This window comes from Pantoea leporis (assembly GCF_028048155.1).
Lineage (GTDB): Bacteria > Pseudomonadota > Gammaproteobacteria > Enterobacterales > Enterobacteriaceae > Pantoea > Pantoea leporis.
Genome location: NZ_JALMEU010000002.1, coordinates 651,023 through 665,914 on the forward strand (window position 1 = coordinate 651,023; position 14,892 = coordinate 665,914).

General features: G+C 50.6%; 11 protein-coding genes. 4 read left to right on the forward strand and 7 right to left on the reverse strand.

What is annotated here, in order from left to right:
* Positions 1 to 84: 84 nt before the first annotated feature.
* Positions 85 to 531 (reverse strand): tautomerase family protein, encoded by a 447-nt coding sequence (locus MWH02_RS10265; RefSeq protein ID WP_271460539.1) that lies wholly within the window; start codon positions 529 to 531, stop codon positions 85 to 87.
* 81 nt (positions 532 to 612) lie between these two features.
* Positions 613 to 825 (reverse strand): hypothetical protein, encoded by a 213-nt coding sequence (locus MWH02_RS10270; protein ID WP_101761059.1) that lies wholly within the window; start codon positions 823 to 825, stop codon positions 613 to 615.
* Positions 826 to 1,187: 362 nt separating this feature from the next.
* Here MWH02_RS10270 and MWH02_RS10275 point away from each other — a divergent pair, with 362 nt between their 5' ends.
* On the forward strand, positions 1,188 to 1,478 hold the full coding sequence (locus tag MWH02_RS10275) for a hypothetical protein (protein ID WP_101761060.1): 291 nt from the start codon (positions 1,188 to 1,190) through the stop codon (positions 1,476 to 1,478).
* Between the two features lie 75 nt (positions 1,479 to 1,553).
* Here the strand turns inward: MWH02_RS10275 and MWH02_RS10280 are convergent, their stop codons facing one another.
* Positions 1,554 to 2,828 (reverse strand): Glu/Leu/Phe/Val family dehydrogenase, encoded by a 1,275-nt coding sequence (locus tag MWH02_RS10280; protein ID WP_101761061.1) that lies wholly within the window; start codon positions 2,826 to 2,828, stop codon positions 1,554 to 1,556.
* Positions 2,829 to 3,320: 492 nt separating this feature from the next.
* Between MWH02_RS10280 and MWH02_RS10285 the strand changes: the two genes are divergently transcribed.
* Entirely contained in the window at positions 3,321 to 4,748 is a 1,428-nt protein-coding gene (locus MWH02_RS10285; protein ID WP_271460540.1) for an amino acid permease, read from the forward strand.
* An 8-nt stretch (positions 4,749 to 4,756) separates the two neighbouring features.
* Here the strand turns inward: MWH02_RS10285 and MWH02_RS10290 are convergent, their stop codons facing one another.
* Positions 4,757 to 5,926 carry an ROK family transcriptional regulator gene (locus MWH02_RS10290; protein WP_110866709.1) on the reverse strand — a complete coding sequence of 390 codons (1,170 nt, stop codon included), beginning with the start codon at positions 5,924 to 5,926 and terminating at the stop codon, positions 4,757 to 4,759.
* 464 nt (positions 5,927 to 6,390) lie between these two features.
* Complete coding sequence (locus tag MWH02_RS10295; RefSeq protein WP_271460541.1) at positions 6,391 to 6,972, reverse strand: TetR/AcrR family transcriptional regulator; 582 nt, start codon at positions 6,970 to 6,972, stop codon at positions 6,391 to 6,393.
* A gap of 86 nt (positions 6,973 to 7,058) precedes the next feature.
* On the opposite strand from MWH02_RS10295, the gene MWH02_RS10300 reads away from it, so the two are divergent.
* Both MWH02_RS10300 and MWH02_RS10305 read left to right on the forward strand, forming a co-directional pair.
* Positions 7,059 to 7,949, forward strand: a complete 891-nt coding sequence (locus MWH02_RS10300) for an ABC transporter six-transmembrane domain-containing protein (RefSeq protein ID WP_192234556.1) — start codon at positions 7,059 to 7,061, stop codon at positions 7,947 to 7,949.
* 47 nt (positions 7,950 to 7,996) lie between these two features.
* Complete coding sequence (locus tag MWH02_RS10305) at positions 7,997 to 11,113, forward strand: multidrug efflux RND transporter permease subunit (RefSeq protein WP_271460542.1); 3,117 nt, start codon at positions 7,997 to 7,999, stop codon at positions 11,111 to 11,113.
* A 361-nt stretch (positions 11,114 to 11,474) separates the two neighbouring features.
* On the opposite strand, the gene MWH02_RS10310 is transcribed toward MWH02_RS10305, so the two are convergent.
* The gene (locus MWH02_RS10310) at positions 11,475 to 13,019 is read right to left on the reverse strand and encodes a methyl-accepting chemotaxis protein (protein ID WP_271460543.1); all 1,545 of its coding nucleotides are present in this window, start codon (positions 13,017 to 13,019) and stop codon (positions 11,475 to 11,477) included.
* Positions 13,020 to 13,568: 549 nt separating this feature from the next.
* Positions 13,569 to 14,822 (reverse strand): sensor domain-containing diguanylate cyclase, encoded by a 1,254-nt coding sequence (locus tag MWH02_RS10315; RefSeq protein ID WP_271460544.1) that lies wholly within the window; start codon positions 14,820 to 14,822, stop codon positions 13,569 to 13,571.
* Positions 14,823 to 14,892 lie beyond the last annotated feature (70 nt).

Consider the following 14,892-nt stretch of genomic DNA (forward strand, 5'->3'; position numbering starts at 1 on the left):
TACACGCTGTAGCGGCGCGATTTATTGCGCATGAAGTTTATGCACCAATGCGCGATATATCGCGCCGCTACGATTTGTGCGGCTCTAAACTATCATCCCCAAATCCAACATCTTCCCGCCGCTAAAACTCCAGTCTTCGGGCTGGGTTTGCTGGATGATGATCATTAAATCATTGGGATCGAGATTGAGCCGCTGTTGCAGCCGTTCACTCAACACCCGATAGGTTGCCCGCTTCTGTTCCGCGCTGCGCGGTTTGCCTGCCACGATGTTCAGCAAAACATAGCGATCGCTACGACCACCGCTGAGATAATGGCGATCGTAGATAAAGCGCGGCGCCGCCAGCGATTCAATCACCTGAATGCGTTGCTGCCCGCGGCGGGAAATATGGGCATCGCACTGTGTCAGCACAATGCAGCAGATGGTGCGCAGCAGATGCTGGCGCAGCTTACGCGGCGTGCGGTGGCAGGCTATATTCATCACAGTGAGGTTGGAACGGCTTAGATGCGTTGTGCTAGCGGGTAAAACATCCATTGCTGGCCAGTTTCTGTCCTGCTCGTTAAAGTTAAATACAACCTTCTGCCGCTATTTTTCAGGCAGAAGGTTTTTCACACATTATTCTTTCATGCATAACAAGCAAAATACCGCTCGGCTGTTGGGATAATGCGTGTGGAAATATTGCCAGGCATGATCAGGAGAATAAAATGATCCCATGAACACACGATTATCATAGGCAGGAGCCAGGCGGCAACTATCGCGGTGTAGATTGCAGCACCCTTCTGTATCTGCCTGACTAAAGACATAAAAATCCGTGATGCTTAAGTTCATCCGCTACTCCTCATGGGCAGAGATAAATACTAATTAATAAAAATCTTTAAAATCGCCCGTTGCGGATACTATTTGTACACTTTTTAGTAATCAGCCCAAAATGGGCCATAAAATAATTATAGTCTGCGTGGAGTCGGCTGTCTTTAATTAAAAATAAACTTATTTAAGCCGAACGTAATAAAAGAGTAATTTAATAACTATTATTTAACCCTTTTTGTCGCTGCGCTTAATAGGGCCAACATTTACTGTTAACGGCGGTCATCACTTATAAATTCGCGCTAAGATTTATCTTAAAAAAATGAAATTCATTTCTGGTCAATTAAACTTAAGTAAACTTAAATTAAGCCACCGGAGATAATATCATGCTCAGTTATACTATCCGTATCGAATTGAAAGAACCCACCGCTGGCGCGCAAATTGAATTGCTCTATGCGATGCTTGAGAATGGTTTCGCGCGTAGCTTGGTGTGCGAGAAAGGCTACACTTATGTGTTACCCACCAATGAATACGTTTATGTAGGCAGCGAGAATATAAGGAGTTTAACCGACCGGGTGGTGACTTTGGTGAGCGAGTTCAGTGAGGATCCTTCGGTGATGATTACTCAATCCGCCGCAAGGTGCTGGTCAGGTTTACGCGGCGTAAACCTTGCTTAATAGCGAAGATAAACGCCCTCTGCCCACTATGAAGGCGTTTATCCTTTGATTTAAATAAACTTAAAATATAATTAATTAGCCCGGATAAATACCGCGATCTTTACGTGCCAGTAAAATACGTTCGCAGGCAACGATATAAGCGGCAGTGCGCAGCGAGCAGCGCTTTTCGGCGGCCTTGTCCCAAACGTGAACCATGGCTTCGGTCATAATGCGGTCCATACGCTGGTTAATCTCATCTTCGCTCCAGAAGAAACTCGCCATATCCTGCACCCATTCGAAGTAACTCACCGTTACCCCGCCAGCGTTACAGATTACGTCTGGCACCACCTGCACGCCGCGACTCGCGAGCATATCATCTGCATCCGGATAAGTTGGGCCGTTTGCCCCTTCCAGTACCAGTTTGGCACTAATAACTTCTGCGCGCTCGCGGGTAATTTGTCCTTCCAGCGCCGCCGGGATCAGAATATCCATGGCGGTGGTCCAGAACTGCTCTCTGTCGATCTCACGCGCGCCAGGGAAACCGGCAATCTGTTTATGTTCGATCTGCCATGCAGTCAACGCGGCTAAATCAATACCGCCTTCGTTGAATAAGGTTGCGGTGTGATCCTGAATCACCACCACACGCGCACCGGCTTCGGCGAACAGACGCGCGGCTTCGCTACCGACATTACCAAAGCCCTGCAGCGCCACGCGTGCGCCTTCAATGGTGATATTGGAGCGTTGTGCCACTTCCCGACCGGTAATAAATACGCCACGCCCCGTCGCTTTCTCACGCCCTAACGAGCCGCCCAGATGGATCGGTTTACCAGTGACCACCCCGGTAATGGTGGTGCCGTGATTCATGGAGTAGGTATCCATCATCCACGCCATCACTTTGCCATTGGTGCCGACATCGGGTGCGGGAATATCTTTCTGCGGGCCAATAATCAGGCCGATTTCACTGGTGTAGCGGCGGGTTAATCGCTCCAGTTCACCTTCAGACAGCGAGTGCGGATCGACACGGATGCCGCCTTTGGCACCGCCATAAGGCAGGTTAACCGCCGCACACTTGATGGTCATCCAGGCGGATAGCGCCATCACTTCATTCAAATCGACAGCAGGATGGTAACGCACGCCCCCTTTGCCCGGCCCGCGTGAGAGATTGTGCTGTACGCGATAGCCTTCGAAGTGGCGAATCGAGCCGTCATCCATCTGCACCGGGATGTCGACAATCAGTGCTCTTTTGGGGTGACGCAGGGTTTCTATCCAGCGAGACAATTCACCAAGATGAGGCGCAACACGGTCAATTTGGCTCAGGTAGGTAGTCCAGGGAGATGTACTGCTTTCAGAAGCGTAAGATAACTTTTCCATGAGAAGCCTGTAGGTTCAGAGTTATTTATATTGAAAAGACGTGGAAAGGTAATGCATTGCACTAGACGGAAAGTAATTTAACACCTTTTCAGACAAGCGGGTCAGGCCAAATAAGAGGGGTTTAACTTTTTCGACACAAAAATGCCTGAATAAATGAATAACTAAGCATTAAAAAAGAGCCACATATGGCGCATATCCATGCATTGATTATGCACTTAATTGCATAAATTTTGATTTTATCCCTATTTTTCAGTTCTTTGATGGTCATCAAAAAGTGAATAAACTGTTATTTTTCCGCATTGACTTTGTTAACACACGCCACCACGATGAGTAAAACCCAGCTGGAAACCTCCATCATGAATTAGCGTTTTATTAATTTCGTTTTTCTTTCATCTATTTAAACGTGCCTCTTTAAGGTTTAACCCATATTTGCCATTAATGCTTGCGGGCAGGCATCGTCATGCGTCTTTTCGCCAGACTGAAGGAATCATTGTGTCTAACAAACCTACACAAGGGCAGATTCAGCCTGCTCGGGCTCACGACGCCCCGCAAAAACTGCAGCGAGGGCTGAGCGAACGCCATATTCAGATGATCGCGCTGGGCGGATCGATCGGTACCGGGCTGTTTATGGGCGCGGGACGCAATATTGCGGTAGCCGGAACCTCGATATTAATCATCTACCTATTGGTGGGTTTTTTTAGCTATATGGTGATGCGGGCAATGGGGGAAGTGCTGCTTAGTCGGCTCGACTATCGCTCGTTTGCCGATTTTGTCAGTGATTATCTCGGCCCCAAAGCCAGCTTCTTTCTCGGTTGGTCGTACTGGCTAAGTTGGGTGGTGACCTGCATCGCCGATGTGGTGGTATGCGGCGCGTATATGCAGTATTGGTTCCCGGAAATGTCGGCGTGGATACCCGCGTTATTTACCCTCGGTATTTTGTGTCTGTTTAACATGTTGTCGGTGAAGGCTTTTGGTGAAGCTGAATTCTGGTTTGCGCTGATCAAAGTGATCACCATCATCGCGCTGATCATCACCGGCGGATGGATGGTATTTACCGGCTGGACCTCGCCGGATGGCGTTAAAGCCTCGGTGCACAACCTCACCGATCCTGCGGTGTTCATGCCGCATGGCATCACCGGTTTTCTGGCTGGTTTTCAGATCGCGATTTTCTCTTACACCGGCATTGAGCTGCTCGGCACCATGACGGCAGAAACGCGCGAACCCGAGAAAATTTTGCCGCGCGCGATCAACTCTCTGCCGCTGCGGATTGTGATTTTCTACTTGCTCTCGATGATGGTGATCATCGCGGTGACGTCCTGGCAAGGGGTATCGCCGGATACCAGCCCGTTCGTGACGCTGTTTGCCAAAGCCGGCTTGCCTGCGGCGGCAGCGATCATTAATTTCGTCGCACTCACCTCGGCGATGTCTTCCGCCAATAGCGGCGTCTACTCCAGCACCCGCATGTTATACGGCTTATCGATCGAGAAGCATGCGCACTGGCAGTTTCGTATTCTTTCACGCACCACGCGTATCCCGCTGCGAAGCCTGATGTTCTCCTGCTTCTGCATGCTGAGCGGCACCTTGCTGCTGTTCCTGGTGCCGAATGTGACAACACTGTTCACCATCGTTTCGACGCTGGCCGCCATTCTGGTGATCTATTGCTGGGGTATGATTCTGGTCTCTTATCTGGTGTACCGCCGGCAGCGTCCGGATCTGCATCAAAAATCCAAATTTAAGATGCCCGGCGGCAGGATGATGGCGTGGGCGACGCTGATGTTCTTCCTGTTTTCGGTAGTGATCATGATATTTGATTCCGACACGCTCGCCGCGCTAGCCGCTTCGCCGGTGTGGTTCATTGCGCTGTGGCTGTGCTGGAAGATGAAGGAGAAGCGGAAAACGACAGTGAAGGTAGCGGCATGATCAGGCCGCTACTTCATCAACACGTTAAACTGTGGATTGAACTCGTCGAAAATCGGCAGCGCGGCGGCACCCAGCGCGGCGGTATCGCTGCCGGTCATACCGATCTTTACGCGTGTTCCGGTGAGGTACCGACCGCGCACCGACTGATAGAGCGGCGGCAGTCGACGCATGATTTTATCCAGCAGCACCGCAGGCATCATGCCGCCGATTATCACGCTTTCGGCATCGAAGATGCATTCCAGCAGGTTAATCGCCTGACGCAGCGGCGTTAACACGGTATCGATCCATTTATCGAACAGCGCCGGATCGACTTCCAGCAAATCTTCCGGCAAAGCGGTCATCGGATCGAGCCCGCAAAACTCGTACGCCGCCTGCAGTGAAACATAGCGTTCTAAACAGCCGTGGTTGCCGCAGTAACATTCGCGTCCGCCCGGCTCCACCACCACATGCCCGACTTCGCCGGCGTTATGCGCATGGCCGCTATAGACGTGGCCATCCATGATGATGCCAGCGCCCAAACCGGTGCCGATGTAGAGATAGACAAACGAATTGAGCTGACGCGCGACGCCATGAAAGCGCTCACCAATTGCTGCCACCGTGGCATCGTTTTCCAACGTCACCGGCACGCCGCTCATCGCGGCGAGTTTGGCTTCGATGTCCACCTGTTCCCAGCCGTGCAGCGTGGTCGGCCCCATTGAAGAGATGCCCTCAACACCAAACGGACCGGGCATCACCACGCCAATGCCCAGCACTTTCTGCCAGCGATCGCCCAGCTGCGTTTTAATTTCGCTGAGCACATCGGCGATGCGCGCTAATGTGGCATCCGGCTGGGGTTTTTGTACCAGAATCAGGCGGCGGAAATGAATTTCGCCGGTGAGATCCACCAGCACAATCAGCAACGTTTGATGATCAAGATGGATGCCGATCGAAAAGGCGCTGGCGGGATTAAGCGTCACCGGAATTGCCGGTTGCCCGCGTCCTTGTTTGCGCGGCGCGCGACTGGTGAGCAGTTCGGCCTGCTCCAGCTCCGCCACAATATTCGACACGGTTTGCGGCGTCAGCGCCGTGAGACGAGCCAGCTCGGCGCGGGTCAATTCGCCGTGCAGGCGAATGGCTTCAATGATCACGCGGCGATTGTGCGCCCGTGCGTGTTCCAGATTGGTTCCCGACGTTTTCACCTTGCTCCCTTCCCTTTCGTCACCTGCGCTGCGAATAGCCGCATCAATATCCCTGATCGCACACACATTTTACAACCCTTTCGGGCAGGTGAATGGTTGAGGCGGGGATGTCGATAATTCTAACTCTTGGTGACCATCCCAACGGTTATTTGATAAAAAGCCAACCCGCCACGGCTACCAGGCCGGTTAACAACGATGCGAAAACCGCGCCTGTTACGAATGAATGAGTTGTCGTCTGAAATAATTAATGAACGGGCATGGCTCTGTATTTGTATTTGGTTAATCCCAGCAGTGGATGTTGCTGGTACAGCTATTTTTCCGTTTAATAGCCCACTTCATAATTTAAACATATCCATCCGGGGAGCTTGCAGGAGACAGAGTTGAAGCAAAACGCTTCTGCCGCCCCTAAGTCTTGACCGCTCCACCCTTGCAGTTCAGAGCCGTCACGCTAAATTAATGTTTTATCAGCATGTCAGTATGTTTCTATGGATAAAATCGTCGATATCTTCCTTCGCCTGCTCTACTAAGCCTTTAGATGGCAGGGTTAAGATCTGCTCACTATAACCAAACAGCATTGCATCCAACTGGCGCGCTACGCGGTGCACATCAACACTTCGGAACGACTGCTCGTCCATGCCTGTCTGAATAATGTTTGCCAGCACCTCATGCCACTCATCCAGAAAGGTTTGCATCAGACTCGCGTAAGCTTCGTCATGAGTAGAGAGTAACCATAAGGAACCATATAATTTACGGGTCGGGTCGGGGGCATCGGTAATCATCCCGTTAATAAATTCCTGCAATTTTTGCCTGGCGGATAAAGGCTGAATGATGAAACGAAATTCCTTGATTTCTGCATTGATAAAACTTGTTACTGCCGCGAGACTCAGCGACTGCCAGTCTTTAAAATAATGGTAAATATGGCTTCGTGACAGGCCCAGATACTCTGTCACATCTCGCGTTTTAACCTTATCAATACCCTTCTCTGTAAATAACTCAATAACCGCATTGAGAATTTTCTCTTTCATTAGCTCAGATTTAGCGTTCATCTCTTACCTCAGTTGACTTTGAGCAGTTGCTCAAATAACATATAACATTATTGAGCACTTGCTCTATTTTAACAGAAGTACCACTCATGAACACTGAAAATATAAAGGCTATCTCCCCGACCACAAGCGCCTCCGGCACGCTGAAATCACTGGCTAACCGCTACCGCAAAAAGCTGTTCTTTACTTTTTTATTGGTCGTTGCCGAAAACGTCACTTATCTGTTGTATCCGATCCTGGCTGGCGTCTCCATAAACGCCATCATGTCCGGGCAGACGATAAATGCGATGCTCTATGGCGTATTGATCTTATTTATCTGGTGCTTGGGTGCAGCGCGCAGAAGCGTTGATACCCGCACTTTTGCCAGGATTTATGCGGCCCTGGCCGTATCCGTGATTAAGACTCAACGTAAAAATAACTTAAATCATTCAACCGTTGCAGCACGGGTTGTGTTGTCGAGAGAGTTTGTTGATTTTTTTGAACTGCATTTTCCTATGCTCATCACTTCGCTGTTTTCGATGATGGGTGCCGCAGTGATGTTGCTGATTATCGAATTCTGGGCGGGTATTGCCTGTTTGGTCATCCTGGCTTTACTGGCCTGTTTCCTGCCTGGTTTTGCCCGTAAAAATGAAGTGCTCTATAACAAACTCAATAATCGGCTGGAAAAAGAGGTTGATTTTGTTAGCAGGGCGACATCGTTATCTTTACAGCGACATTACTCCACGCTCGCCAGATTACGCATACGCCTCTCCGATCGCGAGGCAATGGGATATCTGTCAATCGGCGTGCTTGTCGCCATGCTATTTAGTCTGACCATTATCTGGATGACGCAGACAACGGGGATCAGTGCCGGGCACATTTATTCGGTCATGACCTATATGTGGATGTTCGCTACCAGCCTGGATAATGGCCCTCAACTGCTGGAGAAATACTCCCAGCTGAGTGATATCGGCCGCCGCGTCCATACGGAACAAATCTGATCCTAACGCACACTGCAAATTTTACTGCTTAATTCCCGGATATTCCGATGCCGCAATTTTTTATTGAAAGGCCTGTTTTTGCATGGGTTATCGCCCTGTTTATTGTACTGGCAGGCATAATTGCTATTCCGCAGTTGCCCGTGGCGCAGTACCCCGCTGTGGCTCCTCCGAGCGTCAGCATTACGGTGACCTATCCCGGCGCCACGCCAGCAACGATGAATGAGTCGGTAATCTCGTTGATCGAGAGAGAAATCTCCAGCGTTGACGACATCCTCTACTTCGAGTCTTCAAGTGATACGTCAGGCACTGCCAGCATTACAGTGACCTTTAAACCCGGAACGGACATCAAGCTCGCTCAGGTTGATGTGCAGAACAAAATCAAGGTGGTTGAATCCCGGCTGCCGCTGACCGTACGTCAGAACGGTCTGAACGTGGAGGCGGCCAACGCGGGATTTCTGATGATCGTCGGGTTGCGCTCGCCCTCGGGTCGATTCAGCGAACAGGACCTGAGCGACTATTTTGCGCGTAACGTTTCTGAGGAACTACGCCGCGTGCCAGGCGTTGGCAAAGTACAGCTGTTCGGCGCTGAGAAAGCAATGCGCGTATGGCTGGACCCGGTCAAACTATTTAACTATAAGCTCTCGGTCAGCGACGTTACCACCGCGCTAAGCCAGCAGAACGCCCAGGTCTCGCCGGGCAGAATCGGCGATGAACCGGCGCAGCCCGGACAAGCTGTGACCTACCCGCTTAACGTACGAGGGCAGCTCAGTTCTGAGGAAGAGTTCCGCAACATTACGCTTAAGGCGCTAAGTAACGGTTCGCGCGTCCGGCTGGCTGACGTGGCGCGCGTGGAACAGGGTCTACAGAGCTACGCGTACGCGATTCGTGAAAACGGCCATGCGGCTACTGCCGCAGCGATCCAGCTGATGCCGGGTGCCAATGCCGTCAGCACAGCGGAGGGCGTGCGTTCTCGGCTAAATGAACTCTCAACGGTGCTGCCGCAGGGCATGGCGTTCTCGGTGCCGTTTGATACCGCGCCGTTTGTGAAGCTGTCGATTGAGAAAGTCATCCACACTTTTATTGAAGCCATGGTGCTGGTATTCCTGGTGATGCTGCTATTTCTGCAGAATCTGCGCTACACCTTTATTCCGGCAATTGTCGCGCCGGTGGCGCTGCTCGGCACTTTTACCGTAATGCTGATGAGCGGGTTTTCCATTAATGTGCTGACCATGTTTGGCATGGTGCTGGCTATCGGCATCATTGTTGACGATGCGATTGTGGTAGTGGAGAGCGTTGAGCGCCTGATGGCTGAAAAAGGCCTGTCGCCAAAAGAAGCAACACATGAGTCAATGCGCGAGATTACACCAGCGATTATCGGTATTACGCTGGTGCTTACCGCCGTATTTATTCCCATGGGATTCGCCACCGGCTCGGTTGGCGTCATCTATCGGCAGTTCACACTTTCGATGGCTGTTTCCATTTTGGTCTCGGCTTTTCTTGCGCTGACGATGACCCCTGCACTGTGTGCTTCCCTGCTGAAGCCGATTGCGCAGCACGGCGAAGAAAAGAAAGGCTTCGCAGGGGTGTTTAACCGCCGCTTCAGTGCCCTAACGACAAGCTATGAGCGGGCATTGCACGTCACGCTGCGCCGTGGTGGCCGCGTCATGCTGATTTATGCCATGCTGAGTGCGGTGATTTTTGCTGCCTATCTGGCGCTGCCTTCATCCTTTATCCCTGAAGACGATCAGGGCTACTTTATGACGTCGATCCAGTTGCCGTCAGATGCCACACAAGAAAGAACCCGTCATGTGGTTGATCGGCTTGAAAAAACGATCATGGAAAGGCCCGGCATTGCCAGTAATATCTCCATCTTTGGCTTTGGTTTTTCCGGATCCGGTCCGAACACCGCGATGGCCTTTACCACCCTGAAAGAATGGGGCGAACGGCAAGGCGCGACCGCTGATGGTGAAGCAAAATTTGTCCAGACGAGGATGAATGACGATCCCGCCGCCACGGTAATGAGCCTGATGCCGCCCGCGATTTCTGATATGGGGACTTCATCGGGTTTTGACCTCTACCTCGAAGATCGTGCCGGCCGCGGTTTTACAGCATTGTTGCAGACAGCCTCAGAGCTAACGGAGAAAGCCAATAACAGTGGCGTGGTCAGTGATGTCTACATTGAGGGTTTACCTGCGGGTGTAAGTGCCACTCTTGAGGTAGATAGAGAAAAAGCGCAGGCAATGGGCGTCAGCTTTGACGACATTAATCAGATGCTGTCAGTCGCGATTGGCTCAAACTACGTCAATGACTACGTAGATAACGGGCGAGTACAACAGGTTATTGTGCAGGCGGACTCCCGTTACCGTATGCAGCTGGCAGATTTACTCAAGCTTTACGTCAGGAATGCCTCGGGTGAGATGGTGCCGCTGTCGGCCTTTATCTCGACGGACTGGACCCAGTCGCCGCAGCAGCTCAGTCGTTATCAGGGCTATCCGGCGATTAAAATCACTGGCAGCGCCGCTGCTGGCTACTCCAGCGGGGCAGCGATGGCTGAAATGGACCGACTTGCCGCTTCTCTTCCAGCAGGCTATTACGCCGAGTGGACTGGCACCTCGCTGCAGGAACGTAGCTCAGCGGCTCAAATGCCGCTGTTGATCGCCTTATCCGTTCTTATTGTTTTCCTGGTGCTTGCCGCGCTGTATGAGAGCTGGTCAGTACCGCTTTCAGTAATACTTGTCGTTCCGCTGGGTATGGCTGGCGCTCTACTGGCGGTATTTCTCGCAGGTATGTCTAACGATGTTTTTTTCAAAGTCGGTATGATCACACTAATCGGACTTTCAACCAAAAACGCCATCCTCATTGTAGAGTTTGCGCGACAACTTTATGCGCAGGGTGAGCCGCTGCTTGAGGCAACGAAGCAAGCAGCCCGACTACGCCTGCGGCCAATTATCATGACGTCACTGGCTTTTACTCTTGGTGTGGTTCCCCTGATGATGGCAAACGGTGCCAGTAAGAGCACCCAGAATGCGATTGGCACAGGCGTGTTCGGCGGGATGCTTAGCGGTACGCTGCTGGCCATCTTCTTTGTGCCCGTATTTTTTGTGATTATCACATCGGCTGTGCAAAAGCTTAGCGGCTTGCTGAAAAGGGTAAATAAAGGCTGAATGCTAAGCCCAGGCAATCCTGAGTTGATTGCATTGCCATCCATCGACAATGTTAATAAACCCTGCTTTAAACGCGAAGACCCACTTTTCGCTCATAGTGGACGCTGTCATGCACAGCGTCCACTATGGCAGGAGCGGACATTGTTGGCATCGTGATTATTGTTCACTGAGCAGTTCATATTTCGGTAATACCCGGCCATCGTCACTGACAACGTATTTAGCGCCATCTCAGCGACCCATCCTTAACAGGAAGAGCCACAGAGTAAGCTTGCCTAAGGCTGTTTTCACACGGAGTCGAACGAAAAGAATTCAAACAATGCGGGGCCCAGATTAAATAAGAGCCCCAATGTAAATGAAAATATTAAACCTGGAACGCTTCAACCATGCCTCGTAACGCATGTGCCTGAGCAGAAAGCTCTTGCGACGCAGAGGAGGACTCTTCAACCAACGCAGCATTGTTCTGCGTTACGCCATCCATTTGGCTGACGGCAATGCTGACCTGTGAAATTCCCTGCATTTGTTCAGAAGAAGCCAGAGATATCTCGTCCATCGCATCCGCAAGCTCACCTACCATGCTGACGATTTTCATGATGCTCTGCCCGGTTCCTGTCGCCACGTTCACACCACTTTCCACCTGCCCTACGGCCTGCTCAATGAGTTGTTTGATATCCCGTGCAGCAGTCGCACTTCGTTGTGCTAACGTTCTGACTTCACCGGCAACCACGGCAAATCCCCTTCCTTCTTCACCGGCGCGAGCAGCTTCAACGGCGGCATTGAGTGCAAGAATATTGGTCTGGAAGGCAATGCTTTCAATGACGGAAGTAATATCCCTCACTTTTGTCGCGCTGAGAGAAATCTCGTTCATCGTATCCGACATTTTCTGCACATCCGCCTCGCCAGCTCGCGCCAGCTCTGCTGTCCCACGTGCAACTTGTGCCGTCTGCTGTGCACCTGCAGTATTACTTTTCACCGTTGCCGTGAGTTGCTCCATACTCGCGGCCGTTTCCTGAAGCGCAGCGGCCTGCTGTTCAGTACGCGATGAAAGTTCAGTGTTGCCTTTTGATATCTCATCAGCGGCTAAAGCAACGGATCCAGACGAGTCTTTAATTTGTGATACCAGTCCACGTAGACTCTCCTGCATACGATCTAACGATGCCAGTAGGCTGTGCTTATCGTTACGGCGCAAGGTTATTGAGGTTGTCAGATTCCCCGCGGCGATGGCTGCCGCCAGTGCCTGTGCCTGGGCGGGCTCGCCGCCTAGCTGACGCATCAGTACACGTACGATTAAATAACCGGTCACCACAGAAATAATCACCGAGAGCGCCGCCATTATTAATAAAATAAACGCTGTACGTGTCGTGGATGCACTATTCTCAGCCATCGTATCCTTGCTGAGTGTCATTTCGATGTTTGTTAGCGCATCCAGCGATCCCATTAATGCCTGTTGCGCCGGTCGCGCAGTTTTCATGAGGTAAAGCGTTGCTTCTTGCTGACGGTTATCGAGTCCCATTTGACCTGCGATCATTAACGTCTCCATCGCGGCGCTCTCAGAGGCAACGACTTTTTCAAGAGCCTCCTTCCCGTGAGAGGAAACATTGATCCTCATGCTATCCACCAGCTCACGGCGCTTCTCGATATAATTTTTCTGCTGCGAGATTAATCTTTGCCATTCAGGCTGCATTTCTACGGGATCGCTCAGTAAAGCCAGGTTGCGAACGGCAATGGCCATATCTCGAGCAATTCCCCGCATATCCTGAACCAGCGTAAAGCGCTTCATCTTGTTATTGACCGTATCTTCCATCCCATCCCGCGCCTGCCATAATGCGTTCAGAGCAATCCCCGTGCACAATACGAAAAGAATAATGAGCAGACTGAAACCCGCAGCCAGACGTGTAGATATTTTCATTTATAATTCTCTTAAAGTTCAAGATGCTTTGCCGAAGAAAAGGAATTATAGACAGTGAAATTAACCCTGCCTGCGCGACAAATTAATAAGGGCTTCACTCAAATTCATCACGCACGGAAAATATAAGAACTGCTTGAGTTATCACGGATTACTTAAGTTAAATTTGGCATTTTTAAATGCTTTGGATTAATTTAACTCCGTAAATAACTCAATTTAAATTAACCTTTATTTTAGGGAAAATATTTTATATTTTTTTAGTTACATTATTTTAAAAACGAAGCGTGTTTTAAAAACACGCTTACTTCGAGAAAATTTAACTTATGTTACGCTCTTACCATTACTCAGATTGGATTGAAAAGGAAACGACAGCTTCCTGTAATACCAGCAAACGCCATAATCATACTGAAAGTCTGGTCTATTTTGCCCTAACCGTGGTAACGGCGACCGGCATGCCCTCCTCTGGCCAACTTCATCACATACTTGAAGATCATGCTAAATGGAAAAGAAGTTGAGCGCCGAAGAGAGCATGTGAAACGGGCTGGCTTAATCTCACATTGGCAGCGTATCAGGTTGGAAAAATTGATATGACCCATCACGTCGTGCTTTAGCCTGATACATCGCTGTATCGGCATTTTCAAATAAGGTTTTTACCGTTTTTGTCCCAAATCGTGCCAGGCTGATGCCAATCGATGCGCCGATCTTTACTTCTACGCCATTGATAGCAAAAGGATCTTTCAGGCCGTCTATGAGGCGCAGTGCAATACCGGCTGCAGCATCATGACTACTGCACGTTGCTGCCACGACAAACTCGTCTCCTCCCTGGCGTGCTAACGAGTCGCCCTGGCGCATGCAACTTTGTAGCCGTTCGCTTACCTGCTGCAGCAACATATCCCCTGTTGCGTGCCCCATCGAATCGTTAACTGCTTTGAATCCATTCAGATCGATAAACAGGACAGTCGTATACGCAGGATCTTCTACGTGCGTAAGCATGGATTGCACTTTGTCGTTGATCCAGGCTCGGTTTGGCAGTCCGGTTAAGGTGTCGCGGGTCGCGAGCAGCTCAAGCATCAACATCTTTTCTTTATCCCGGGTGATGTCACGCGAAACCAGCACTGCTCCGATATTTTTACCTGTAGAGGGATCGCTTACGCCACAGGCCTTAGTGCCAAGTGTAATGTAGTGACCGTTACGATGCCGCTTGCGCACCTCGACGACGTCTGGTAACTCAGCACCGTTGAAGATATTTGCCAGAACTGCCGCAGCAGGCTTTTGATCGTCGATATGCAGGAAATCCACCACCAGCTGGCCCACCATTTCATCGGCTGACCAGCCTATCATTTCGCTATACGAAGGAGAGATCGAAACGTACCGACCATCCGCATCACAGTGGGCGATCAGATCAGTACTGTTTTCTATCAACAGACGATATTCTGTCGCCGTACGCAGCGCGTCCTGAAGGGCTTTGCGCTGTCCGGTAACATCTAAAACGAAGCCGCTAAACTGTGTATGAGAATCACCTGGTTGGCATGCCGGCAGACCTGAAACAATCACATGGCGCATCGTTCCATCCAGACACTTGATCGGCACCTCTATATTAAATGGCGTCTTAAACTCTAATGCCGCTGTCAGCTGCATCGCGATTTTTGCATCTTCCTCTACCAGCGCAAGGCTAAGCCACTCACCAAGCGTTATGCCTTTGAGTAGTGGCAATAAGCCTTCAGGGCTTTCCTGGCTGGCAATGCAAATGCCCCGTGCATCCGTCGACCAAACGGCAGAAAGTGTGGGTTTGATCGCGATATTCATGCTGGTGATTCCGTTGTTTGCCGATGATGCTGAACACATTTATTTCTGCTGCTAAAACCCATCAGGTGCT

Excerpts from the sequence above, each read along its gene's own strand:
- MWH02_RS10280 (WP_101761061.1), bottom strand. The coding sequence starts at position 2,828 with ATGGAAAAGTTATCTTACGCTTCTGAAAGCAGTACATCTCCCTGGACT.
- MWH02_RS10310 (WP_271460543.1), bottom strand. The coding sequence starts at position 13,019 with ATGAAAATATCTACACGTCTGGCTGCGGGTTTCAGTCTGCTCATTATT.
- MWH02_RS10270 (WP_101761059.1), bottom strand. The coding sequence starts at position 825 with ATGAACTTAAGCATCACGGATTTTTATGTCTTTAGTCAGGCAGATACA.
- MWH02_RS10300 (WP_192234556.1), top strand. The coding sequence starts at position 7,059 with ATGAACACTGAAAATATAAAGGCTATCTCCCCGACCACAAGCGCCTCC.
- MWH02_RS10265 (WP_271460539.1), bottom strand. The coding sequence starts at position 531 with ATGGATGTTTTACCCGCTAGCACAACGCATCTAAGCCGTTCCAACCTC.
- MWH02_RS10275 (WP_101761060.1), top strand. The coding sequence starts at position 1,188 with ATGCTCAGTTATACTATCCGTATCGAATTGAAAGAACCCACCGCTGGC.
- MWH02_RS10305 (WP_271460542.1), top strand. The coding sequence starts at position 7,997 with ATGCCGCAATTTTTTATTGAAAGGCCTGTTTTTGCATGGGTTATCGCC.
- MWH02_RS10315 (WP_271460544.1), bottom strand. The coding sequence starts at position 14,822 with ATGAATATCGCGATCAAACCCACACTTTCTGCCGTTTGGTCGACGGAT.
- MWH02_RS10295 (WP_271460541.1), bottom strand. The coding sequence starts at position 6,972 with ATGAACGCTAAATCTGAGCTAATGAAAGAGAAAATTCTCAATGCGGTT.